Below are 24,056 nucleotides of genomic sequence, written 5' to 3'. Positions count from 1 at the left end.
CTGTCAGGATTATGACCTCTGGCTACGCGCGCAGGACAGGCACTCCTTTGCCAACTTGCCAGAGAGGCTTGTTGCCTATCGCGGGTTTCCGGATAAGCGTGATCTGACCAACAGGTTCTGGAAGCATTTTTACATCACCCGCCTTGCAGAAATCAGCGTACAGCAACGCCGCGCCGGGCACCGCGATCCGGTGGACCAGATGGCAGATGAGTTTGATCTGGAAGCCGTTGATGAGCGGCTGGTGCGCGAGCGCCTCATCTCCGCGCGGCAGGATTATTACTGCAACAAAAAGGCCTTTGTGGATCGCAAATCATTGAACTCAATGGATATCGATCAGGTCAAAGCCTTCCTGCTCAACAATAAGGAAAAGTTCAACAAAAAAGCCCTGGGCCAGGCCTTCGGGCTTCTGTTTGATCAGGCCATGCGGATTGAAGACACTGAAAGCGCTGAGGTTCTTTACAAACTCCAGCGCGAAATCTCAAAGAGCAGGCACCTCAAGTCCCTGCTCTCCAAACCCAACAAACTCGTCAAATACGCCCTACGAAAGCGACTGGAGGAGGAGGCATAGTCTCACTACGCCTCCTCTTTGAGACCTGCCTGACTACTTCTTCTTGCCACTCTTAGGTTCCACATCATCACCGAAGAAGTCTTTCTTCTTCTTTTTACCAAGTGCGGCTTTTGCTTTTTCAGATCGTGTTTTTGGATACTCTTCTTCCATCTTCAAAGCGGCTGCCTTGATCTTAGGAATGAGCTTCCAGGCTTCCTCGAGCTTCAGGTTACGGTGCAGCTCGCCAAGCTCTACAATGAGCGCCTTAAAGGCTTCTCTGTTGGTGTAGTACTGTTTAAGCGGAGCCCTTTCTTTAGCCAGCTTCTGCTTCTCTTTTGCACTCCGGGCTGCATTTTCCCTGTGACTCAGATCAGATTCCGCTGGCTCGAATTTTCTATCAAGCCCCACCATCAACTCACAAGCTTTGAAGACAATCTGCTCCATATCCCAGATTTCTTTCTTATTGGCCTTGGCTTGTTTTTCTTCTGCGCTCAGATGTTCATCAGAGTTTGCGCGGCGTTCTTCTTCAGCCGCTCTTTCTGCTTCAGCCGCTGCTTGCCGCTGCTGCATAGCAATCAACTCGTCTTCGAAGGTTCCCTTCTTTTTCTTCCCCAAAGCGGCTTTCAACTTCTCGCCTCTGGATTTTGGGAACTCCTCTTCCATCTTCTGAACTGCAGCTTCAAGCGCTGGAATAACATCGCGAATTGGCTTGATATCCCGATTACCGATATGCTTATCAATTTGAAGTATGAGCTTCTGCACGGCGGCGCTGTTCACAACAAATGCTTTGCGCTGGGATTGGTTTTTTAGACTTTCTTCTTTGGCGATCAGATCTGTAAGTGACTGGTTCGCCATCGCGACGATATGCTTGAACCCTTCAAGTTCACTCCGGGTCGCAGCTGCTTGCGTGAGCGATTTATCAAGGCTGTCAAAGTAGAATTCAACCTTCTCCAGCTCTGCTTCCCCCTTAGCATCTTCATCCTGATGATAGAAGCCAGAAGCTGTCAGGAGACAGTCTCTGAGATTGGCGATAGTGCCCTCGTAGAAGGCTCTCTCACCACCATCATCGAACTTACTCGCTTTCTCTTCATATTTATCTATGCGAGGATCATACGCTTTGATGCGTTCCAGAAGGTCAGATTTCGCGTTGAGTTCCCCCTCAATCACCTCAGCCCCTTTCAGCTGTTCCATCTGCTCTCTGGCTGCCTGGAAGATGTTGTCCATATCATCCAGATCCTGATCAATGGCACGCAAGGCATTTTCGACCACTTTCGGGTTCATATTGCCAAGCTCGATGAGACCGACCTTAAAGGTGTCTGCTTGCTCCTGAGCATCGGCATGAGCGTCTGCGATATCCGCATAGTGGCCTTCGAGCTCAGGGTTCTCTCTGGCCCACTTTTCAACCTGCTTCAGTTGGCCAAACCTGTCTCGCACGGCCTGAAGCAACTCATCTCTACGGCCAGAGGCATCTGTCTGGACACCACCTTCTCCAGCATCCGGCATGCCAAGTAAGGCCCGCATTTTGCCAAGAGCCACTTCAACACCTGCCAGCAGATCATCGACGCCCTTCCTATCACGGTTGGACAGAACAACCTGATCCTGGGTGATCAGTGTGAAGGCGTCGTTATTTGCCTTATAGAACTCTGCAAACTCCTTGGGCTTTTTCTTCAACTCTTCTTTGCGGGCCGCAAGGTTGGCAAACACACTTTTCACGTTCTTGAGACGGAACTTCATGTCCGCGCTGGTCCGTTCAATTTCAGCGGCTGCGACATCAAACGCTTCCTGCATATCAGCAATCTGGCTGTTGAACGCGTTTAACGCAGCAACACTTACAGCCGTGCTGTTATCAGCCATGGCCACGTTGAGCGCTTCAAGCGCCTTTGCGGCGAGCGTACGGGCCTGGTCAAAGGCTCCAAGATCAACGCTCCAAGCCTGTATCTCAGGCCGACGCTTAACCAGACTCTGTAATTTCGCAGTCGCTTCTTTTGCCTTGATATCAATGCCGGTAATGTCGTTCTTACGGATTTCCTGAGCTTTGGCAAAGAGTTGCTGCATCTGTACTAAATAAGATTTGGCAGAGGAAACGTATTGCTGAAGTTGTTCGCAATGCGCTTCTTTATCTTCCCTATCCTCCTGAGCACAAGCCATGCCATCCTCATAACTTGCCAGCGCTCCCTGATAGATCGTCTCGAATTCAGGTCCATTCACGTGCTGACAAATCGGACGCCAATTGGCATTGCTTGTGTTGATGCCAGTTTTCAAACTGTTCAGGTCTTCTCTCAGGCGTGCCAGACGGTTCTCGAAGACGTCGCCCGCTGTTTCCTGATCTGCTGAAATAATTTCGGCGGTTTCCGCATCATCCGCAGTGGCCTTCTTCGCAGTCTTGGCATTCTTTGGCGTTTCAAAGCACTTCGGCATGTTGCCGATAGCGGCTTTCATCTGCTCGATGGCTGTTTTGGCATCAGCAATACGGTTTTCAGAAATGAGCAGCTTAGCTTCCTGCCCCAGTGTTTCCACCATGGTCTGGTAGCTTAAAAGGTCAGAAAGCTGTTCTTCATAAGGGATCTTATTACGCTGTTTATAATAGGTGCCAGCTTCCTTGAGCAGAGCGGTGACTTCCTGCACGTAGCCGTCCAGCTTGAGAGCCGTTGAAACACCACGATCAAGTGCCTCGCTCATGCCCTTCATGCTGAGCTTTGCATTATCAAGGAAATCATTAGCCACATCGATGTCTTCCCCTTCAGCAGCACGTTCAGCTTCATTCAGGTAATCATCGGTTTTCTGCTCAAAATTATCGAGGATTTCGCGCTGTTCCTTGTCGATGATCAGATGGGCCTTTTCCGTAAGACCTCCGAATTCTACATAGGACTGCGCTACTGCATTCTGAATGCCTTCCGCGGTATCAAGCGATACCTCAAGCGCCTCGGGCACTTCATCTCCATAGGAGGAAACAGTATCGGCCTCAGAAGGATCAATACTGCAAATTTTGAGCATAGCATTCGCCCATGCATCAACCTGACTGGACTGTTTTGGAGTACCAGCAGTTTCAATTGAACCGGAAGGGATATCGGAACCAGCCATAACGGACCTCTTGGCGCACTAAAATAAGTTAATGCGGGATATCACTTACGCCATGAGATTATGTTTCACTATTCCCCCTCTATCGAGCGAATATTTATTAAAAAAGCTGGGTTGAATGGCTCTCTTCTCCCACAAAAAAGACCCCCGCCATCTTTGGCGAGGGTTGTAGGAGTTTTTCTGTCCGAGATGTGTCTGGTACCGAGTTGGAGAGGCGTTTGGCTTTGGCTGTTTGTTGTTATCAGGCACCGCTGAGGGGCCGTGCCTGATGTTTTTGTTGGCGTATTCTTTTTACGAGAACCCTAGGTATTCTTCGGGGTTCGGTTAGCCCATTTTTTCTATACGCGCGGGGAGAGCCTGACGGGCGATGCTGCCGACGACGGGGTCGGCGAGCAGGGCCGGGCGTTTGCTGGTTGGGTCGGTGTAGCCCAGGTCATTGCTGTTGGTGCCGAGGCCCCGCTCAGAATGTCCTTCTAAAATGACCTTTCCGATCTTGTGGGTACGCGCGCCCAGCTCGCGGTGGCCGTAGCCGTGCTCGATGCCTATGGCGCCCCGTGCGATGCCTTGGCGAACTAAGGCCTGCCCGCTGATACGGTTGCTTGGGGAGATGACGGTGATCCAGTCTCCGGTTTTGATTGAGAGCTGGTCCGCATCCACCGTGTTGATGGCGATGGCGTTGGAGAGTTTCAGATCATCCAGATACGGATTGCCTCCGGTGCTGGAAGAGCGCAGCTGGGATTTGGTGCTGACAACGCGGAACGGCCATAGATCCGGCGGGAAGGCTTTGTCCACTTGAGTTCCGTCGGCAAAGCTTGGGGCCTGCCATGTTGGGCAGCCAATAAACTTCTTGCCCGTCATGGAGTTTCGCGCGGTGCCGACAGTCTCGTTCCAGACCTGAATGCCTTTTTTGTAGGAGCGAGCAAATGTCTCGCCCTTGTAGGTTTTCGCCGCATCCTCATAGCGGCCACCTCTGTTGTAAACATAAGCAACACGGCGCCATTCGTCTGGCTTTAACGTGCTTTCTAAGTCCGCTCGGATGCGATCCACACCGGTGATCGTCATGTCGGCATCATCACTTTCTGGAACAGCTCCCCCGTCAAACGCCACGTTGGCACCGGCTCGCATCCAAAAATCCTCAGAGCGGTGCAGCGGGTGCAGGTTGCCGTCTGCATCCGGGATGGCTTTGTCGCCAAAGCCCGGCAGATCCATGCGTTTGGCCACATCAATAAAGAAGTTATCCATGTCCATGTGGCGGCCATCCGGTGTTTTGCCGGTCTGACAATCCACCACCGGCCAGCGGGCCGTGGAGACCTTGGTTGGCACACCGCCCCAGGCAGATGCCCAGCCCCATGCCTCGTAGAACACACGGTCCGGCACGATGTAATCGGCGAAACGAGAGGTCTCGTTGATAAATGGATCAATGGCGATGAACAGCGGCAGGCGCTTGGTGTCCTTGATCTTTTCTTTGACGTCGTTCTCCATGCCCGCAACACCGTAGACCGGGTTTGAGGACCATGTGATCACAGCCTTGGCCTTGTAGGGATACCCCTCCAACACAGAGGTGAGCCATTGCGCACCCATGGGCTGGGTGAAAGAATGCCATGGCGCCTGCGCAGGGTATGGGTTCTTGCCATCCGCAACCAAGCGCTTGAACTCGCTGGTTTTCTCGTAGGCGAAGCCACCTCGGCCTGCATCTACGCCTTTCACCTTCACCTTGCCGGGGAAGGCAAGCAGGTTATAGCGTGGGCCTTTCTGCACATCCTTGAAGCGACCACCACCTGCTGTGGTGCCGCCTTTGGCGTTGAGGTTGCCCACCAGCGCATTGAGCATGACGATCGCGTAGGCGGTGTAAAAGCCTGCTGCATGCATAGTACCGCCGTGGCAATCGGCAGCTGCCTGTTTGCCAACGCTGGTGAAATCGCGTGCCAGAGAGATGATGCGCTCTTCCGGTACACCGCAGTCGGTGGAGTATTCAGCAAGAGTTTTGCGCAGTGCCTCCCGGCGCAGCAAGCTCAGGCTGGTGGCTACGGGCACAGTAGAACCATCCAGAAGTCTCACAGTTCCCTGGTGGAACAGTGTGGCAGGGCGGCCCTTTGCAGGAGAAAGCTCTCCCGTTTGCGCATCAAGGCACATAGGTGCTTTTTGAGCATCTTCTTCCAGGTCAGCTGTTACCATTCCTTGCCGCAGGAATGAGCCGCCTTTTGGATGCTCTGGATCATCAATGACCAGATGCGTTGCATTGGACCAACTGGCCTCCCCTGCCGTCTGAGCTGCTGCGCCGGACGGTTGAGCCAGAAACTTGGCGTCGTATCGTTCGTTTTCCATGATCCAGCGGATCATGCCCATCACCAATGCACCATCCGTGCCCGGCCTGATAGGAACCCATGTGTTGTCCTTGCCAAACGCATGGTTTTGAGAGTTGGTGAGAACAGGGTCCACCACCGCATATTTAACCCCATCACGCCCACGGGCAGCGCCCATCAGCGTGCCCTGCAGCTTGTAGGGGTTACCTGCATTGCCCGGGGCCGTGCCGATGAACAGCATGTACTTGGCGTGGCGATAATCCGGCTTCAGGTGTGGCTGCTTCTTCAAGTTATCCAGCATGGCCGCATAGCCAGCGCGCATGGACAGGCCGCAATAGGAGCGGTGTCCCACAAAGTTGCGGGTGCCGTAAGCCATTTTGGCGAAGCGGGCAGCCATCATCAGGCGACCGTTTTTAAAGACCGGGATCACCACCAGCTGGTTGGCTTTGGGGCCATATTCTGGGTTTTCCGGATCAAGCGGTGTCTTTAGATCGCGGATGGCGCGCAGGCCTTCCACATTGCCTTCACCAAACAAGTCTCCCCCTTCAACGGTTTCCTCAATCAGCTGATCCCAGGAAATCTCCTTCCACTGGCCGCTGCCGCGTTCGCCAACCCGTTTCATTGGCTTGAGAATACGCTCCTTGCTGTTTTGCTTGGCGATGGCAGCATTGCCGCGCCCACAGGCGGTGGAGCGTCCTGCGAGGCCTTGCTCACTATAGGCAGACAGGCCGGTGATCGCGTCTTTGATGGGCGTGTCGTATGGAATGTGCGGATTGGTGGAGAGTGGGCTGTACGGGTTTCCGGTGGCGCGCAAAATATCGCCAGAGGCTTTGTCTACCCGCACACGAATGCCGCAAACGCTGGTGCAGCCCATGCACATTGTGTAGCCGACCCGTTGATCGGGGTTGAGGATCACCTCTCCAGTGGATGAGTCCACCTTGTATTCCGGTGGCAAAGCACCACCGGCAATGCCTTTGGCTTTCGCATCCCCCAGCACGCCTTGATAGAAGTTTTTGCCCGTTTCAGCAAAGCCCCAGAAGGCAGCGCCAGCTGCGCCAAGAGCGGTTGCACCTTGAAGAACACCACGGCGAGAAATAGTCATAACTGGCTCTCCTTAGGCTTGAGTTTGCTTGCTGGCACGCACGGCCAGCAGGTTGATGAGAAGCGTCACGAAGATAAGACTGAGGATCAGCAGGCCAGCAGACCCGGCTAGCGTGCGCAGAGCATCCTGAGACAGGGCGGCTTCATGGCCGTAAAATGCGGTCTCGGTTTTGGACATGAGTTGCGCGCCGTTGAAGGTGGACCAGCGGAAAGCCAATGCGCCAAACACGGCCAGCGCCCCGCTTACACCGCGCAGCAACAAAGAGGCCTTTGCACTCACAGCCAGAACCACTGGAACCACGACACCTGCGATGATGAATGCACCGAACAACCCAACAGGGGCATAGTCTGCCGCGAGTGTTGAGAGGTTGGTGTCGGTCAGCATCCAGAGGCCAAACGCGACCAGAGTGGCAGCACCTGTCACCACCAGCATGTAGCGGCCTTCACCCTTCTCACCATTGAGGCTGTCAATGGTCATGGTGGCACCGGCACCGCTCATAAGGGCGGTTAGAATAAGCACAATGGGGAAGCCGAGTGTGTTCCATACAGGACGAGCAGCAACCACGCTCATTTCACCAGCGGTGTACCCTAATATGCAGAGGGCCAGAGCGCCGACAATCATGGTCAGCATGCGTTCGCCGCCGCACATGGGCGCGTTGCCGCGACGGCCTGTCATGAACGCCAGCAAAAGCGTGGAGGCGATAAACAACGGCAGGAACCAGCTGCCCCACCACATGATGGAAGCGGGCGCAGAGCCACTGTAGAAGTGCATAAAACGTGCAGGCTGGTGCAGGTCCGCCAGCAATGGCAAACCGGAGGCCAATGCAAAACTGGTGGCGACAATCAGGGCGCCTTTGGCTTCTGCAACGCGCACAAGACGAGCATAAGCCAGCAGCAAGGCGGCGCCTGCCCCTGTTCCCACCAGCAGGAAGTAAGCGACCGCCCAGGGCCGCCAAACGGCTTCATGATCAAATGACATCAGATCAACAGCAGGCATAACTCACACCTCCCCATGTGCAGGCGTTTCAAGACCTTGGCGTAAATCACGGGCACCACCACCAACCGCTACGGTTGAGGCAAGCCTGTCATCCAGCCCGATGTAATAGACGTTCGGTCCTGTTTTGAATTCCGGTCGCAGGCCCTTGGTTTCATGCTGCGCCATCAGCTTGCGGATTTCGCTTTCCGGATCATTCAGATCGCCAAACACACGGGCGTTGCCAACGCAGGTTTCAACACAGGCCGGCAGCAAGCCAACGGACGTGCGATGCACACAAAACGTGCACTTGTCCGCAACGCCGGTTTTGTGGTTGATGAAGCGCGCTTCATAAGGGCACGCCTGCACGCAGTAGCCGCAGGCCACGCATTGTTCGGCATCCACCACCACAGCGCCCTCATCGGTTTTATAGGTGGCATTGACCGGACACACCGGAATGCACGGCGGCTCGTCACAATGGTTGCACAAGCGCGGCAGCACGGCCTGACTTGGACCATCCGGACCATCCAGCTCGTATATGGGAACAGCGGTACGGTGCTGGCCTGCGGGCACGTCGTTTTCAATAGTGCAGGCCACGGTGCAGGCCTGACAGCCGATGCATTTGCGCAGATCCACCAGCATGCCCCAGCGCTTGGGCTTTGCCTGTGCGCTTGCAGCTGCCGGCGCTGCTACCGCAGCTGTTGAGCCTGCCATGGCCAGTTTGAGGAACTCACGTCTTGAATTCATGTCTCCCCCCGGAGTGTCACGGTTTGGGTTGTTCCCAAGCTACCGGGAGGCCAACAACAAAAATATTGGGGAGGTTATCTGCGGGCTTAGGGGAGTTCCCCTAGATGGGGCGGGGCAACACCAGAGAACAAACCCTTAGTCATCACAGATGCGCGTCTCATTCGTCCATAGGAGAGCAGCACATAAGCATGCTGCACAAACAAATGATCGTGGTGAATAAAGGAAAACAATAATGCCCGCTATCAATCTTACCGCTGCCTGGCAGACCGTGCCTTCAGGCGTCTGGCAACCTCAACATCAGGTCGCTGGTGTTTGGAGAGACATCGATCGCGAAACATCAATTGCCTCAATACCGTTGGTGCGGTCCGCACCGGGAGCTGGTGACCGCCCGATTTCTGGTCGTTTTACTGTGCCAGTTCATTCCACCTATCAGGCGCGCGTCTCTCCGCTCTCGCCCAACCCTGTCCGCCTAAACTCTGTTTAACCGTTTTGAGGAGCGAAGCTGTATTTTTTAATGCAGCTTCTCTTCAAGCAAATTGCATCATGAGGCAGTCACTCTTATACAGATCAGAAGATTTTTCAGAATGTTCTTTTCTCCAAGGGTTCCTCATTTGAGCATATTGATTATTGCCGTTTCTGGCATGCTTGCCGGGGTATTGTCCGGCATTGTTGGCACGGGGTCATCCATCATCCTGCTGCCTATTCTGGTGGCTGTGTTTGGAACCAAGGCGGCCATTCCCATCATGGCGATTGCGGCACTCATCGCCAATTGCGGGCGCGTGATTGTGTGGTGGAGTGAAATCAACTGGCGCGCGGTGTTCTTTTACGCACTGCCGAGCATTCCCATGGCTGCTCTGGGCGCGAACCTGTTGATTGCCATACCGGAATCCGTTGGCAGCACCATCCTTGGCCTGTTCTTTCTGGTGCTCATTCCCGTGCGCTATCTGCTGCGCTCCAAAAACATCGGTTCCAAGCCAATCCACCTTGTGTTTGGCGGAACGCTCATCGGGTTCATCACCGGACTGGTCGCCTCTTCCGGCCCGCTTAGTCTGGCGGTTTTCTCCTCTTTCGGTCTTGTCAAAAGCGCGTTGATCGCAACAGAAGCAGCGGCCTCCCTGTTCGTGTTCGGCTCCAAGGCCGCGACCTTCAGCTATCTCAATGTCATGAGCACGGACATCCTCATTGGCGGGGCACTGGTGGGCGGGTCAATCACCCTTGGCACCTATGCAGCCAAAGCGATCCTGAACAAGCTCAGTTCAAAGCATCATGATCGGATGATTGATCTGGTTCTGGCAGGCTCCGGCATCTCTATGATTATGCCTTGAATATTGCAGGTCGCACCCTACAATCGGCACACTTACAGATTTAGTCTTTCTGCTCTTTCAGCCTCTGACTTTCATTGAGACACTGCGATGCTTCCTGCTGACTATATTGACCTTTACTGCGAGCGAACCGCGCCGGGGTTCTGGAATGAACCGCTGAATGCGCTCAGCAATCTCAGCTTTATTGTGGCTGCTCTGATCGCGCTTTATCTGGTGCGTAAACGGGGCAACCCGAGCATCGCAGAGCTGGTACTGATCGCGCTTGCAGCGGCTATTGGCGTTGGCTCATTCCTGTTTCATACATTTGCAAACACATGGTCAGAGCTGGCGGACGTTGTCCCAATCTGGAGCTTTGTGGCCTTCTATATCATCACGGTGATCTATCGTGCGACCGGCGAAAACCTGTTCCGCACCTTGCGTGCCAGTGCCATTGCAGTGGGCATAACCGCCGCTATTTTCTGGTTCAGTTCGGATGCTGTACTGACGGATATTGATGCTGGCCCTGATCCGTTCAACGGCTCCCTGCAATACCTGCCAGCTATGGTCGCTCTGCTCATCGCAACCCTGCTGATGCACCTGCGCAAGCATCCGGCCCGTGCCTATATCACGCTCGCCACGGCAACTTTTGCGGTCTCTTTGATGTTCCGAACCGTGGACATGGCCCTCTGCTTCTCCGTCGCTTTCGGCACTCACTTCATGTGGCACCTGCTCAACGGCCTGATGATCGGCTTCCTCCTCGCAGCGCTGGTTCTCAAGATGCCGCCACAAGGAAAGGCTCAATGATCCGGTTGCGTGACTACATTGCGAACTGGGAGAACTCACCACTCGCAGAACTTGGGCACACACCGTGGGCAATGACGACGAACGCTGCAAGCATCATTCAGGGCATGATCTCTCGCCTTGATAGCTCATACCGCGTCACCAACAGCATCGCTCTTCACGAAAGCGCCGTGGTGGAAGATGGGGCGATGTTGAAAGACGCAGTGATCATCGGACCCAACGCCTTTGTGTCCTCCCGCAGCTATTTGCGCGGAGGCGTGTTTCTGGATGAAGGCTGCGCGGTTGGCCCGTTTTGTGAGGTAAAGTCCAGCTTCATGCTCAAAGGCTCCAAACTCGCCCATCTCGGGTTTCTGGGAGATTCCATTTTAGGCGAAAACGTCAATCTGGAAGCCGGCGTTGTGGTCGCCAATCACCGCAATGAATGGGCTGGGAAAGAGATTACGCTCCTTCAGGATGGAAAAGAAGTCCCGACAGGCGTGACAAAATTTGGCTCCCTGATCGGTGACAACAGCAAAGTCGGCGCAAACTCCGTTCTCGCACCCGGCACCCTGCTGAAACCAGATAGTGTCATCCCCCGCTTGTCTTCAGTCGATCAGCAGACGAAGCAGCTCATATCTGCGATGCTATAAGCTTGTCTCTGGCATTAAACTTTGCGCCTGACGCAATCACATTCAGAATTCTTTCCGCACACTCCTCCGCACTCAACATCGAAGTGTCCAGTTCCAGGTCATAAATCCCCGGCTTATGAACCTCTTCCTGCCAGCGAAGGACGGGTAACGGGATTTCGCCTTCCTCATTGGCCGTGAGATAAGTCCCATCACTGCCAGCTCGGCGCTGCATGATCTCTGCCAGCGGGCAAAAGACGCCGACAATCATCACGTCCAGCCTTTCCACCTCCTTCAGATAATGCCTCCAGTTGCCGTCCAGCGTCGCATAGCTGTTGTGGTGGCCCAGATCAGCGATGACATCAAAGCCCAGTTCGGCATGAGCCGCGATGCTTTTGTAAAGCGCGTGATAGGAGCGGGAGATAAAGTCTTCCAGGTCAGGCCTTTCCCCTCCCGGACGCAGACCTATCCCCGGCTTCATGTGTTCCGGGGTCATCTGCTTGACGACAACGTCCACACCGAGATTTATCCAGGGCTCATCTGCCTGCTTTTGCAGTGCTGATACAATCGAGCTTTTGCCAGACCTCGGTGCTCCATTGAGCAACACAATCCGCCCTTGTGTCATCACGTCCAGCCTCCCCTTTTCGGAGAGCATAACAAACCTATAGATTTAGACAAAACCCGCCTCACCCATCAACTCCCCCTTCACTCAGCTCGTGAAATTTGCCCGAAAACCAGCACAATCAAGGCATCATCCGGCACGTTGTTTGCTTTGGGTTGGAGAGGGTGATGCCGGTTGAGAAGCTGAGTGTTGAGCAGCAGAGATGGGCTGAAGATTTCTATCGGCATATGTCATGGACATTTCCGGAGGATGATCTGGTTGGTGGAGACGAGGAAACGGATGCCCCGGCTCTTGCTGTCACTGATTTCGAGCAGATTGCAGTGCTGGAGAAGAAAGTTGATGAGCTTTATGCGCAGGGCAACCTTATCAAGTTCTGCCGTGCCCTCTTTGGAGGCTTCAAGAAAGCACATAAGGCCGCGCGTCAGGCAATCACCTCTGCCAAGTCCAAAAAAACGCACGATATTCAGCCATTTATTGCGGAGATAAACGCAGGCATCACATCACTCAGTTTTTATGTCGGGGAGTTTGAAGACGCCCTTGCTGTGATTGGCGACCAGATCCCACTGTTACAAAACGCCCATGGCCAGCTTCAGCAACATCGTTTCCAGTTCATGGAATTGGCGGGCAAACATAAGAACTACCAGAAAAAACTGCGCAGCTTTGAGAGCGCTGATCAGGAGGTGCAAAAGTACTTTGACCAGATCACCACCCACCACCGCGCATCTCACGTGGACGATGCCAACAAGGCAATTGCCAGTTTTGAAAAGAGCCTGCTGAAGATGAAGGCGGTGGTCGCGTGGTTGCAGGAAGCGCCCGCGATCCAGTCTGCGGCACCGGAGCTGGAGGCTTCGCTCAAGTTTGGCAAGAAGGTCACAAAAGCCCGTGCAGATTTACGTGCGTTTCACATCCGCTCCGGCTCGTTCAAAGACACCGAGGAACTGGTGATCTTTGAAAAACTGCATAACAGAGCGAGTGCCTACATTGTGGAGGCAGAGAAACTCTACGCCAAACGCGGATACCGCCGCGCTGAGGACATGCTTGACAATGCCAACATCACCATGACCGGGCTGGAAATTGCCTTTACCCGTGGCATCAACACAGCCGCACAGGTGGAAGGGTTCCTGCAGGATGTGAAAGAGGCTCGCAAAGAAATCGAAGGGCTGGATGCGCAAAAAGCCACGATCCAGAATCCGGAGCAGCTCCGTCACTACGAAGGTTATAGCGCCACCGCCTCAACACTCACCATCCAGATTGAGCGGCTTCTAACCACTGGACGTGTGAAGGACGCCCGCTATATGCTGGAGGACCTGAACGCAACCATCGCCAACATGAAAATTGCGCTAGACCGTCTCAACCCGCCGCCTGAGAAGGTTAAACCAGAGCCAACCGTAGAAGCCCCACCAAGAGAACAGATTATCGAGGATGAACCTGTGCAGCGTCCACGGTCAGCAAAACGTTCAAAGCACGAGGAAGAAGCTGCCAGATACACAGCGCAGGTGGGCAAGGCGAAGAAAGATATCGTCGCCATGATGGTGCTGCGCAAAAGCGCCAAGTACAAAGGCGAGTTGGCGGACTTCCTGAGTTACAAAGCCATGGCAGATGATTCAATTGCGCGGGTGGAAGAGGCCTTGAAGCAAGACAATCTGGCAGAAGCCTCCGCCAGATTACAGGATATGAAGACCGCCATGTTCACGCTGGATGCGCTGCTCAAAGAAGCCAAAGCGCAAGCTCAGGCGGATGCCGAGGGACTGCCCCCAATGCGCCCTCGGCGTTAGGGCTGCGATCAGCCCTCCCCCGCGTCCTGTTATTTTTTGCTGAGCAAGCTCATGCGGCCAATGACGTCGTGACCATCCCAGTATTTGTGTTTGAGAACAGCGGCCACGTGCACAGCGACCAGTACCAACAAAGACCAAGCCAGCAGCTCATGCGCTGTTGCAGTCGTGTCTTCCAGATTGATACCGGCGAAGGTTTCCATGGTTGGGAAGATCTTTGGCATACCAATGGTGAACCACTTCACACCGTGGCCGCCAAAATCAACCTCGGCCCAAGCCACCAGCATGGTGACGAGCGGCAGAAGGTACAGACCCAGGTGACCCAGATGGGAGCCGATTTTTTCCCATGAAGTCAGCCCCGCAGGCAATGCAGGCGGTTTGTTGACCAAGCGGATAGCCACGCGCAGCAACAACAGGCCCAGCAGGGTCACGCCCATAGAGATGTGGAGGTCAAACAGACTTTCTTCCAAGGGGGTATCTTCCAGAGAGTCCAGCTTCATGATGTAGCCGGTCACCCACATGGATAAAAAGCCAAGGGCCATTAGCCAGTGAAGGATCCGGGCGGAGCGCACATATTGTTGATCAGTCATAGTTTCTGCCAGTTCTTCTTATGGCAGCAACTTGTTGTTTGCAGTTGTGCTTCAGGCGCGTCTTAAACGCCGCCTGGTTGCCGCCTCGTAACCCCGGCACCTCACCACGCTATCCTGAAGTTAACCTGAAACTTTGAGTAAAGTTTGCACCGCAAAGCTCCGAAATCCGCCTTTAAGCCTCTTCCACGCCGCAACACCGGCCAGACCCTGTTGCGCGGTCGGCACTTTGGGTGAGCTGGTAAACGTCGACGAGGGTTTGCACTTCCAGTTTGGTGAGGACGTTGTGGCGGTGGATTTCTACGGTTTTGACGCTAAGGCCTAATGCATTGGCAATGCTTTTGTTTTGCAGGCCTTGTGCCAGATAACCCATCACCTCGCGTTCGCGGTTGGTGAGGCGGTCTACCTTCACTTTGGCCTGCGCTGTCAGGCAGCATTGGCTGGCGCGGTTTCGGGTCTCTGTTATCAGGTCTTGCAGTTTGTCAAGCAGGCCTTGCTCATCAAACGGCTTTTCCAACACATCGACAGCACCAAGGCTCATGGCACGCACGCCATCACGCAGGTTCGCGAAGGCAGAGATGACGATCACCGGCAAGTGCTGGCCCGAGGCACGCAGCTTCTCTAAAAGCCCGAGGCCACTGGTGCCGGGGATGCGCATGTCGGTGATGATGACGCCAACGCAAGGGCGTAGATCAGAACTCAGAAAATCATCAGCACGTTCAAAATCAACAGCCTTCAACCCGACGGACTCTACCAGACACACCAGCGCTTCCCGCATGGCGTCATCATCATCAATAATGATGATCACAGGCTCAGCCTCTGGTCCATAAAGCGGTTTAACTGGTTGTTGTGTCATGGTTTCCCTCAGTTTGTGAGCGGCTCAATGGCAGCCTCACTGTTGCGCATGTGCCTTCATCAAGCATCGGTTTCAGGGTCAACTCCCCATCGTGGCTGTCAACAATGCTAAACGCGGTGGCCAGCCCTAAACCCAGACTGCCCTTGCTGGAATAAAACGGCTCAAACACCTTCTCCTCCAGCTCTTTTGGAATACCAGCCCCTTGATCGCACACCCTAAGCTCACAGGCTTCTGCGGTCTGTTCCAGTTGAATGGAGATCACTCCGTCCTCAAGGCCAGCTTCCACCGTAGCATCAAGCGCGTTTTGCAGCAGAACCACCATGACCTGCCGCAATTGCACATCATCACAGCAGACGAACACCGGCTCATGGGGTGAGTGCCATTGCAGCTGGCAGGCATGCTTGACCGCGAAGGTGCGCATCAGCATCACCGTTTCATCCACCAAATCGCGCAGGTCCACACGCCGCCGCGCCTCTGGCTGCTTGTTGAGGAAGCTGCGCATGGAGTTGATGAAGTCGGAGGCCCGATTGGCTTGCTCTGAGATGCGGGTCAGTTGTTTTTGCAGCGTTTCTTCATCTGCCGTACCACGGTCCAACCGCTGCCGCAGGCTGTGGGCGAAGGTGGAGATCGCCCCAAGCGGTTGCTTGAGATCGTGCGCCAGACTGCTGGCGAGGATGTTCATGGAAGAAACACGCCCGGCATGGGCCAGCTCACTCTCCAACATCAGGTTGCGTTGCAGTGCGTTCGCCAGCTTGTCACTGGCCGTTTCCAGCTGGCGCGAGCGGCGGCGGACCAGAAATTCCACATGCCCCACATGCAGCAGAAAAGCTCCGCTGAGCAGGATAATCACGCCAAGCAGAAAGTAGTTCCGCTCCACCCAGTCCTTCAGGATCTGTCGCAAGTCCTTGTTGTAGGGATAGAGCGCCAGATCGCGGTAAACGCGCTCAACCGCAGCATAGGAAACCGGTGCGATCCAGTTGGCGTGGCCGAGCCATTCATCCGTGCAGGCGCCATCCGGCATGGAAAGCAGGGCCTGCGTGATGCGCGTTGCCAGCTGAGGCGAAACGCCGGGCACCTTTAAAAACGCCCAACCCGGATAAAGCTCCGTGGTTCTGGCACAGGCAAACTCCGGGTCATACTGCTGGCCCAACACACGGATTTGCGTTTTATCCAGCTTGCCAGCCGCACTCATGCTCTCCAGCAGGCAAGCGCGGACAATGCCGATTTGCACATCCCCATTGACCACTGCCTCCACCACTGTTTGCTGCGGAAAGCCCAGAGGTTTAACGCGCAAGTCAGGCTCAGTGCCAAGGCTTTGCTGCAGGCTGTGTTTGGCTGCGAGATATCCGCCGAAAGCTTCTGTGGAGACCACGCCCGCGCTCGTACCTTTCAGCTCAGTCAACCCACCAATGCCGCTGTCTGCTCGCGTGAAAATCACCGATCCAAGATCCTGCATCTCGCTTTTGTTAACGTGAGAGCGAGCGCTGGCGATGCGGCTGACGCCCGCAATCCGTTCCAGCTGAAACGAGTGGCCCGGATTGGTGATGATGAAATCCAGTTGGTCTGCCTGCTCAGCAATTTGTTGAAGCGTCAGAGGCAGATAGGAGAACTCCACGTCCGGCAGTTCACGTTGCAGATGGTCAATGGTCGGCGCCCATGTACGCTGAGTTTCCAAGCTGCCGCGATAGGAAAGGATGCCGACGCGCACCATTTCAGATTGCGCGAACACCGGGCTTGCCGCCAGCTGGTTTGCAACCAACACAGCAAGAAAAAGGGCAACACAAACAATGCGCTGAAGAAAGCCTCGCATGCAGCAATTCCTAGGCTCAACGTATATTAGATAATCCGAAACAAACAGTGATCCCACTCGATTGCAATAGGTATTTCACCTAGGGCGACGAAGCGTGGCAGCCCAGGCCTCTTCTGCATTTACTTGGAGCGTGCCCTGTAGTTTACTCAGGGGAATGAACCATTCACCTCTACTGATTTTGAACGCTCTGTCATTGACTGCAATTTATTGGGATCAGGATACCATATGATCGGCTATATCACTTTGGGTACCAACGATTTAGACCGCGCTTGCGCGTTTTACGACGCCATTTTGGGGAAGATGGGCGCAACACGGGTCTTTGAAAACAACCGGCTCTATGCCTGGAGCTTTGGCGAGGGCAAACCGCTCATCGTCCTCAACACGCCTTATGATGGCGAAGACGCATCCGTTGGCAACGGCACCATGGTGGCTTTGCGGGTGGAGGATCGCGAAACCGTCAAGACCCTGCATACACTCGCCCTGCAACTGGGCGGCAAAGATGAAGGCCCTCCTGGCCCGCGCGGTGAAGCATTTTATGGGGCTTACTGCCGCGATCTGGATGGCAACAAGCTCAACTTCCACTGCTAACAGCCTTCAGATGTATCACAAAGCACAAAGGATTTGGCGAACCTGCGTAAACATGGCATTGGAGTGATTATTCAGAGATTTCAATAGCTGATACGGAAGGCCGCCAATGCTACGTTCTCTTCTTCTCACCGCGACTTGCGCAGTTTCGCTGCTGTCTCCTCTTGGTGCACAGGCTGATGAAGCAGAGAACGCCTTTGTGGAGGCCAACATCCTGTCGATCTTTTACCACGAGGTTGGCCATGCGGTGATTGACCAGATGCAGGTGCCAATCTTCGGGCAGGAGGAAGACGCCGCAGATGTGCTCTCCGTGCTGATGATTGACTGGCTTTATGAGGAAGAGGCCGCGCAGGAGCTCGCCTTTGACAGCGCGTTTGGCTACATCAACGATCCCGAAGGGGAAGAAGAGGTGGCGTGGTGGGATCTGCATGGACCTGATCAGCAGCGCTACTACAACCATATCTGCCTGTTTTATGGGGCAGATCCGGACAAACGCGCTGAGTTGGCGACAGACCTGGACCTGCCGGAAGACCGGGCAGAAATGTGCCCGTTTGAGTACGAGCAAGCTGCCAGCAGTTGGGGCGCTGTGTTTGATGAGATGAAGCCAGGCTCCGGCGTCGCGATGACTTTTCAAGCCGGGACTGGCGCGGACGCCAAGGTCATCAATCACGTGCTTTCTGAGGAAATCAAAAGCCTGAAAGACGACATGTCGCTGCCCAACGAGGTCATCGTAAAGGTGGAAAGCTGTGGTGAGCCAAACGCGTTTTACGATCCTGAGGAGGTCTCCATCTCCTTCTGCACCGAGTTCATCCCGCACCTGAGATCCCTCTATCAGTCCAATTTGCAGAACTGATGTGCTTGTGTACTGGGGGTCATAACTTGAGCCCCAGTTTGCTGATCCAACTGTGGCGCATATCTCGAAGAGTCCATTTCAGCTCATCACTCGGGATGAAATACCCGCCGATGCCAGAGGAAAACAGCAGGTCATACGTGCGCTCGGTAGATTTGTGCAGCGCCTGCTCAACCTCATCAGCAGAGCCCTCCGGCTTAATGGGGATCATCATGCAGATGGTGTCGGGCTCTTGCTCAATCACCTCAACGCGTACGCCTGCATCAAACTCATAACCCGTTGTTTCGCCAAGCGTTCCTTTCGGATCTGCAATCAGGCGCTGGCGATACGCAGGATCGTTGATCATCCGTCGGTAGTCTTGCTCCGCAAAATCGCTGTTGTCGCGGTCTGTCATGCTTCCCTCTCCCCTTTCACGATGGAAGAGCGGATGCCAAGCAGCTTGACCTTGTTGTAAACCGAAGCAACCCAGACAAACATATCTCCGCTGGACCACAAATCCAATTGGTTGAGATCCAATGTTGTATCAAGTGCACCCTCTTGTTTGGCAGGGGGAATAGTCAGATAAAGCGTGTCTTTACGCTGCTGGAGGATCCGGACTTTAACGCTGGGATCAACCTTCACTCCCAGCTCCTTAAGCGCAGCAGCTGCATCGCGCTGTGCCAGTTTCGCGAATGCCGGATCCTCCCACATGCGCTGGGTCAACAACAACTCAAAGTCTCTTTCCATTGCTGCTCTTCCTGTTTGACTGCATAAGATCAGAAAGAGCCTAAAGGCAGGACCTTAAGTCTTCGTGGTAACAAGTTTTGCATCTGAGAGGATGGCTTCAATCACTGTTTTTGCTTCTCTTTGTTCCTCTGCGATGTTGTCTTTTCTAGCGTAGAAGAGCGTGCGAACTGCCTTCCAGAGAGCCCAGCCTATGGCGCGATCCCAGGTATTTTGGTCGATGTTGACCGCGGTTTTGAAAATCTCGCGATTGACGCCGGAAAAGAACTTCCAGGTGATAACTAAGTCGCAGGCGGGATCGCCAACCGTACATAAGCCAAAATCAATGACGGCACTGAGGCGGCCATCCCGTGTGAGGATATTCCCGTTTGAGAGGTCTCCCTGCACCCAGACTGCGGGCTTCTCCCATTTGGACCGAAGCGCTTGCTCCCAGATCATCAGCGCTGCGTCGGCATCAATCAGGTCAGTCACACCAGAGAGGCAAAAACGGGTCTCCTCATCATAGACGCTGAGATCACCGCCACGGTAGCAGTTGTGCTCTCCGGCTTCCGGCGCTCCTGTGGTCTCGGCGGCCCAGAGCGCATGCAGGAAGGCCGCGAGATCCCTCGCAAACTCGTTCATATCACGGATAGATTCTGCAGAAGCTGTCTCACCCTCAATCCAGCGATAGACTGACCACGGATATGGGTAGTCTGCGGTCGGTTTGCCAAGAGCAACAGGCTCAGGAACAGCGACAGGCAGATGTTTTGCCAGTTTCAGGAGCCAGTTAAACTCCTTTTCGACCTGCGGAACATAGCCCGCAGCAGATGGCAAACGCACCTTCAGCTCATCACCCAGGCGGAACGTGTTGTTGTCCCAGCCATCCTTCTCAACACGCCTGAGAGGCAGAGCGGCCAACGCGGGGAACTGCTCATCAAGCATCTTGCGCACCACTTCGGGCGCTATCGTCAAACGGCCATCACTCATTGAAACTCGCAATCACACATAAAAATCAGCATTAAAAAAGGCGCGGTCGGAACCGCACCTTCAAGAAAGCAGAACTGAGTGTGTTTGCGAAGGGAAAGCCACAAAACCGGAGTAATCCCTTGAAAACTGTCGCTTTAAAGAAACACTAGGCGACGAACATCAGATAAAGGCCAAACAGCGCTGTAACCGCACCAAGCGCGCGCAGGAACATGCGTCCGCTGTTCCATTCGGTCAACGAGCCAAGCCCGATGCCGGACAAGCCAAGCGCGAAAGAGGAAACGGAAAAGCCGAGCGCATAGATCAACAGGCTGCTCGAATTGGCCTCAGTGGCATGCGCCGCACCGTGGAACACAGCAAACACGCCAACAATCAGCGCACCCACCACCACAGGCAGTTTTAGAGCGAACGCCACCAGCAGGCCAATCACGATGACAGACGCCAGAATACCCGTCTCCACATACGGCACAACAACGCCCATGTAACGAGCCCAGAACGCCATGAACATAACCAGCGTGAACACCAGCGGCCAGACAAGGCGCTTCTTAAGCAGAACCAGCGCAGCCCAAACACCGACGCCAACCATGGTGAGGATGTGGTCTAGCCCGCCAAGCGGGTGCCACAGACCGTGGAGGAAGTCCGCTTTGGCCTGTGCCGTGGAAAATGCGGCAGCCTGAGCAGGCAGAGCAATCAATATCAATACTGCCAGAAGACCCGTTAAACCGGCAGTTTCTCTCAATTTCATCAGTGTAATTTCCAATATTGAGCGCGCGATGCCACGCGCAGTCTATGTCGTCAGGTATGGTGCAGGGTGACCGCACAAGGTGACGCCAAACTGACTTGTTTTCGGTGATCAAGCAATCAAACCGCGTTCTTTTGGGAAAATCACACCGGATTGCTTGTAGAAAACATCATTGGAACTACTCAGAGAAAATGCAGCAGTAAAAAAGGGAGCCCGTGAGGCCCCCTTCGTGAGTGTCTTAATGGGTCATCAGAACCGGGATCTTCATATCATGCAGCACGCGGCGCGTTGCCCCGCCAAACAGGTATTGCGCCAATCGGCTATGGCCGTATCCGCCCATCACCAGCATATCCGCGTTGAGACGTTCCACCGTGCTTAGCAGAGCTGCTGAAACGGAGCCGGAGACGTTGCTCATCACTTCCAGATGGATATTGACGCCATGGCGCTCGAAGTAACTACGAATATCCGTTAGTTCTGAATGCTTTGGCTCGTCATGCGGCGTGATCATCACAACAGAAACAGTGTCTGCATTTTGCAACATGGACATAGAGGCATGCGCTGCGTTGGAGGCTGGGCCCGAGCCATCCCATGCCACAGCTATGTTTTTGGGCGCGAACGCTTTTTCATAGGCGTGCGGCACAATGAGCGTCGCGACACCGGTGTCAAACACCATCGCCTCAATCATAGCAGCACGCATCGGTTCCGGCTTGGCAGGATCGTCCTGTCGTATCACGGTAACATCACTCAAACGCCCCAGATGCATCAACTCGTCAAACGTGCCGCCAAGGGTGATGTCTGTGACGCGTGTTTCACCATCTATGCCCGCGCCCTCAAAGTGTTTTGCGAAGCCCTCCAATGACTTATTGAGTGTCGCAGCGGACTGCTCCTGCAAGCGCTGTTCATAGTCTGGCGGCATTGGCCCGGCGGTGCACAGGTAGTAGGAGGTCTCGTAGTTGGGTACGACGCCAATCAGATAGGCATCTGTCAGCTTGGAGAGTTCAACGGCAACGCGGGATGCAACCTGATCACCGGACGTGTCGGTAAGGGTGACGACTGTTTTGATAGACATATCTGAACCTCCAATTGACTCAATTCATGAAGCGCAGAATGCGAAAAGCACCCACCTGTAGGTCGAGTTGCCAAGAATACCCTTCCCGCCTCATAGAGTGATAGTTGGCCCCAAAGAGCCGCAAGTAAATTGGGTGCTATACTTAGCCGCCTACGAAATATTATAACCCTACGTATGCGAAATAACCTTAAGTCAACCTATGATAGACATAGGCGAATAGAACAACAGACAGATTTTTACATTTTGAATATTTAAAGGAAAACAGCACAAAACTGCCTAATTGTGCAGTCTGTCTGGCGGAGTTCAACGGAATCGGCATAAATTGAAATGTATCCAGCTCATTGGATTTGCGTTTCTTTTTCTAAAGCCGAGCATCTGTCTTGAGGGCATTTTTGAATAATCTATAGTTTCAAAATGAGCTCGGACGAACCAGTTAAACCGGACATTCCAATTCCCGAACTCGAAAGTCTTTTTGATACGAGCATTCGTGTGTTTTTGGAAAAGGGGATTAAAGCTGCCACGATGAAAGACGTGTCGGAGGCGGTGGGCGTTTCTCTTGACACTCTGGAAGGCCGATTTACATCGAAACAGGGCCTGGTCGTCGCAGCACTCAGTTGGTACTATCTCAAATATAGCCAGCAAATGCAATCGGTTATGGCTCTGCATTCCGATATCTACTCCGCCATGCAAGCAGCCTTCATGGAATTTACCGAGCTGTGCTGCGATGAGATCAAAGCGGAGAAAGGCCTCTTCTGGCTGACGCTTATCGATCTTGGCTACGTGGATAAAGAGCTCTGGGAGCAGTTTCAGGGGCTGCAGTTCAATTGGGAAGATCAGATCCGCGACAAGCTCGTTCAATGCCAGAATGAGCTCAAAGACCCGGGCGAGATCGAGCTGCTAACCGGATACTTTATGCTCATTTGTGAGGGGCTCTACGAGATGGTAAAGTTCGGCATGCCCGAGGAGAAGATCTTCAAACTAATCGAGGTTTCACTGGAAGCTTTGGGGAGTAGAATGAAGACAGGCGGGCGGTAAAAGCCGGTACTTGCCAGCGTTTTGCGGGTAGCCCAATGGAGGCGTCATTGACGCCCCCATTTCAGTGCACAGTGAGGAGTATATCTTTATTTTGCAGTTGCACTGAGGGCATTGCCCAGGGCGAACACGGATGCGAACAGCAGGACAATATCTTTCAAAAGAAACTGCCCCGGAATAACGGAGATCGCCAGCACGCCAGTGTCCGGAATGAACACGCCCGGCGTGGAAAAGAAGAAGCTGAAGGTCAACAGAAACGTGCCGATAGCACCAAGCGCACCGAAGACCGCGAATTTAGGCGCGAAGAAGCGGGTGGTGAGTAACGCCGCGATGGTCAGCTCGGTCAATCCGATGAGTTTGGACACAGCTCCTTCGGACAGGAATGAGTAAAGCCATCCAAGAAAGGGAGAATTCTCGACCAGTCCGCGAATTGCTCCGGCCTCATAAGCCGTAAACTTCATGCCACCAAACCAAAGGAACACGAGAATAAGGGCAGCGAAGATTCCGTTTTTCGCGATATCGGAGAACAAAGCACCCAGGGCGGCGTTGTCATCTGATTGAGTGGCAGACGCGTGAGTAAGATCAGTCATTTCAACCTCCTGTGTTGAATTTGGTAGTGTGTTGCGGCGGGTCTTGCCAGCCTGTGCACTTAGGTATATGTATTACGGACCGATGTGTCCATAATAAAATACGGACTGATCGGTAACATTGTTGTGAGCGGGAATTAATGTGATGGCGAGACCTCGGGAATTTGACCCCAAAACTGCGTTGAACAGAATACAGAGAGCTTTTTGGGAAAAAGGCTATCATGGCACCTCCATGCAGGACTTGGAGAGGATAACCGAGCTGAAGAAGCAGTCGCTCTACCGGGAATTTGGCAATAAAGACGCCATGTACGCGCGCGCGCTGAAGCTCTATCACGAGCGGGACATCAGCCATCTGGCACAGGTGATCTGCAAGGCCCCGGACGCAAAACAGCGATTTGTGGA

General features: G+C 54.0%; 23 protein-coding genes and 1 pseudogene. 10 read left to right on the top strand and 14 right to left on the bottom strand.

From position 1 onward, the window contains the following. Positions 1-568 (top strand): annotated as a pseudogene (locus tag PPL9_RS31210) (glycosyl transferase); the annotation flags it as partial. Positions 569-601: 33 nt separating this feature from the next. On the opposite strand, the gene PPL9_RS08615 reads toward PPL9_RS31210, so the two are convergent. The 4 genes from PPL9_RS08615 to dsrO all read right to left on the bottom strand — a co-directional run bounded on the left by PPL9_RS08615 (position 602) and on the right by dsrO (position 8,749). Further along, positions 602-3,628, bottom strand: a complete 3,027-nt coding sequence (locus tag PPL9_RS08615; protein ID WP_057462327.1) for a hypothetical protein — start codon at positions 3,626-3,628, stop codon at positions 602-604. 321 nt (positions 3,629-3,949) lie between these two features. After that, complete coding sequence (locus PPL9_RS08610) at positions 3,950-7,030, bottom strand: molybdopterin-dependent oxidoreductase (protein ID WP_057462326.1); 3,081 nt, start codon at positions 7,028-7,030, stop codon at positions 3,950-3,952. 12 nt (positions 7,031-7,042) lie between these two features. Then, positions 7,043-8,026, bottom strand: a complete 984-nt coding sequence (nrfD, locus tag PPL9_RS08605) for an NrfD/PsrC family molybdoenzyme membrane anchor subunit (RefSeq protein ID WP_057462325.1) — start codon at positions 8,024-8,026, stop codon at positions 7,043-7,045. Between the two features lie 3 nt (positions 8,027-8,029). Continuing rightward, a complete protein-coding gene (gene dsrO, locus PPL9_RS08600; RefSeq protein ID WP_057462324.1) occupies positions 8,030-8,749 on the bottom strand; it encodes a sulfate reduction electron transfer complex DsrMKJOP subunit DsrO in 720 nt (239 codons plus the stop codon). A 232-nt stretch (positions 8,750-8,981) separates the two neighbouring features. Here dsrO and PPL9_RS08595 point away from each other — a divergent pair, with 232 nt between their 5' ends. From PPL9_RS08595 to PPL9_RS08580, 4 genes are all read left to right on the top strand, one after another. Further along, the gene (locus PPL9_RS08595) at positions 8,982-9,233 is read left to right on the top strand and encodes a hypothetical protein (protein WP_057462323.1); all 252 of its coding nucleotides are present in this window, start codon (positions 8,982-8,984) and stop codon (positions 9,231-9,233) included. A gap of 127 nt (positions 9,234-9,360) precedes the next feature. Continuing rightward, the gene (locus PPL9_RS08590; RefSeq protein WP_161831250.1) at positions 9,361-10,074 is read left to right on the top strand and encodes a sulfite exporter TauE/SafE family protein; all 714 of its coding nucleotides are present in this window, start codon (positions 9,361-9,363) and stop codon (positions 10,072-10,074) included. Between the two features lie 87 nt (positions 10,075-10,161). Continuing rightward, positions 10,162-10,854: a ceramidase domain-containing protein gene (locus PPL9_RS08585; RefSeq protein WP_057462321.1), complete on the top strand. Its 693-nt coding sequence runs from the start codon at positions 10,162-10,164 to the stop codon at positions 10,852-10,854. Next, on the top strand, positions 10,851-11,480 hold the full coding sequence (locus tag PPL9_RS08580) for a DapH/DapD/GlmU-related protein (protein WP_057462320.1): 630 nt from the start codon (positions 10,851-10,853) through the stop codon (positions 11,478-11,480). The genes PPL9_RS08585 and PPL9_RS08580 overlap by 4 nt, the downstream gene beginning before the upstream one ends. Here PPL9_RS08580 and PPL9_RS08575 read toward each other — a convergent pair. Further along, complete coding sequence (locus tag PPL9_RS08575; protein ID WP_057462337.1) at positions 11,461-12,081, bottom strand: AAA family ATPase; 621 nt, start codon at positions 12,079-12,081, stop codon at positions 11,461-11,463. The genes PPL9_RS08580 and PPL9_RS08575 overlap by 20 nt on opposite strands. Before the next feature lie 164 nt (positions 12,082-12,245). Between PPL9_RS08575 and PPL9_RS08570 the strand changes: the two genes are divergently transcribed. Continuing rightward, positions 12,246-13,853 carry a hypothetical protein gene (locus PPL9_RS08570; RefSeq protein WP_057462319.1) on the top strand — a complete coding sequence of 536 codons (1,608 nt, stop codon included), beginning with the start codon at positions 12,246-12,248 and terminating at the stop codon, positions 13,851-13,853. Positions 13,854-13,882: 29 nt separating this feature from the next. On the opposite strand, the gene PPL9_RS08565 is transcribed toward PPL9_RS08570, so the two are convergent. The 3 genes from PPL9_RS08565 to PPL9_RS08555 all read right to left on the bottom strand — a co-directional run bounded on the left by PPL9_RS08565 (position 13,883) and on the right by PPL9_RS08555 (position 17,103). Next, positions 13,883-14,440 (bottom strand): cytochrome b/b6 domain-containing protein, encoded by a 558-nt coding sequence (locus PPL9_RS08565; RefSeq protein ID WP_057462318.1) that lies wholly within the window; start codon positions 14,438-14,440, stop codon positions 13,883-13,885. Positions 14,441-14,612: 172 nt separating this feature from the next. After that, positions 14,613-15,293 carry a response regulator gene (locus tag PPL9_RS08560; RefSeq protein ID WP_057462317.1) on the bottom strand — a complete coding sequence of 227 codons (681 nt, stop codon included), beginning with the start codon at positions 15,291-15,293 and terminating at the stop codon, positions 14,613-14,615. Beyond that, positions 15,274-17,103, bottom strand: coding sequence for a sensor histidine kinase (locus tag PPL9_RS08555; RefSeq protein WP_057462316.1), 1,830 nt, complete (start codon positions 17,101-17,103; stop codon positions 15,274-15,276). The genes PPL9_RS08560 and PPL9_RS08555 overlap by 20 nt, the downstream gene beginning before the upstream one ends. Before the next feature lie 225 nt (positions 17,104-17,328). On the opposite strand from PPL9_RS08555, the gene PPL9_RS08550 reads away from it, so the two are divergent. Further along, the gene (locus tag PPL9_RS08550; RefSeq protein ID WP_057462315.1) at positions 17,329-17,691 is read left to right on the top strand and encodes a VOC family protein; all 363 of its coding nucleotides are present in this window, start codon (positions 17,329-17,331) and stop codon (positions 17,689-17,691) included. Positions 17,692-17,797: 106 nt separating this feature from the next. Next, positions 17,798-18,541, top strand: a complete 744-nt coding sequence (locus PPL9_RS08545; RefSeq protein WP_057462314.1) for a DUF4344 domain-containing metallopeptidase — start codon at positions 17,798-17,800, stop codon at positions 18,539-18,541. A gap of 19 nt (positions 18,542-18,560) precedes the next feature. Here PPL9_RS08545 and PPL9_RS08540 read toward each other — a convergent pair whose 3' ends face one another. The 5 genes from PPL9_RS08540 to PPL9_RS08520 form a co-directional block, all read right to left on the bottom strand. Continuing rightward, positions 18,561-18,932: a nitrile hydratase subunit alpha gene (locus PPL9_RS08540; RefSeq protein ID WP_057462313.1), complete on the bottom strand. Its 372-nt coding sequence runs from the start codon at positions 18,930-18,932 to the stop codon at positions 18,561-18,563. Further along, positions 18,929-19,264, bottom strand: coding sequence for a hypothetical protein (locus PPL9_RS08535; protein WP_057462312.1), 336 nt, complete (start codon positions 19,262-19,264; stop codon positions 18,929-18,931). Before PPL9_RS08535 ends, PPL9_RS08540 begins: the two co-directional genes overlap by 4 nt. A gap of 54 nt (positions 19,265-19,318) precedes the next feature. Beyond that, on the bottom strand, positions 19,319-20,227 hold the full coding sequence (locus PPL9_RS08530; protein ID WP_057462311.1) for an aminoglycoside phosphotransferase family protein: 909 nt from the start codon (positions 20,225-20,227) through the stop codon (positions 19,319-19,321). 145 nt (positions 20,228-20,372) lie between these two features. Continuing rightward, a complete protein-coding gene (locus tag PPL9_RS08525) occupies positions 20,373-20,969 on the bottom strand; it encodes a HupE/UreJ family protein (protein ID WP_057462310.1) in 597 nt (198 codons plus the stop codon). Between the two features lie 235 nt (positions 20,970-21,204). Then, positions 21,205-22,035, bottom strand: coding sequence for a universal stress protein (locus tag PPL9_RS08520; protein WP_057462309.1), 831 nt, complete (start codon positions 22,033-22,035; stop codon positions 21,205-21,207). A 414-nt stretch (positions 22,036-22,449) separates the two neighbouring features. Here PPL9_RS08520 and PPL9_RS08515 point away from each other — a divergent pair, with 414 nt between their 5' ends. Further along, on the top strand, positions 22,450-23,070 hold the full coding sequence (locus PPL9_RS08515; RefSeq protein WP_057462308.1) for a TetR/AcrR family transcriptional regulator: 621 nt from the start codon (positions 22,450-22,452) through the stop codon (positions 23,068-23,070). A gap of 86 nt (positions 23,071-23,156) precedes the next feature. Here PPL9_RS08515 and PPL9_RS08510 read toward each other — a convergent pair whose 3' ends face one another. Further along, positions 23,157-23,657 carry a DUF417 family protein gene (locus tag PPL9_RS08510; protein ID WP_057462307.1) on the bottom strand — a complete coding sequence of 167 codons (501 nt, stop codon included), beginning with the start codon at positions 23,655-23,657 and terminating at the stop codon, positions 23,157-23,159. Between the two features lie 142 nt (positions 23,658-23,799). Here PPL9_RS08510 and PPL9_RS08505 point away from each other — a divergent pair. Next, positions 23,800-24,056 (top strand): helix-turn-helix domain-containing protein (locus tag PPL9_RS08505; RefSeq protein WP_208989253.1); only part of this gene is annotated, 257 nt, incomplete at its 3' end.

The sequence above is a fragment of the Pseudovibrio sp. POLY-S9 genome (assembly GCF_001431305.1).
Lineage (GTDB): Bacteria > Pseudomonadota > Alphaproteobacteria > Rhizobiales > Stappiaceae > Pseudovibrio.
This window is presented reverse-complemented; position numbering and strand designations above follow the sequence as displayed.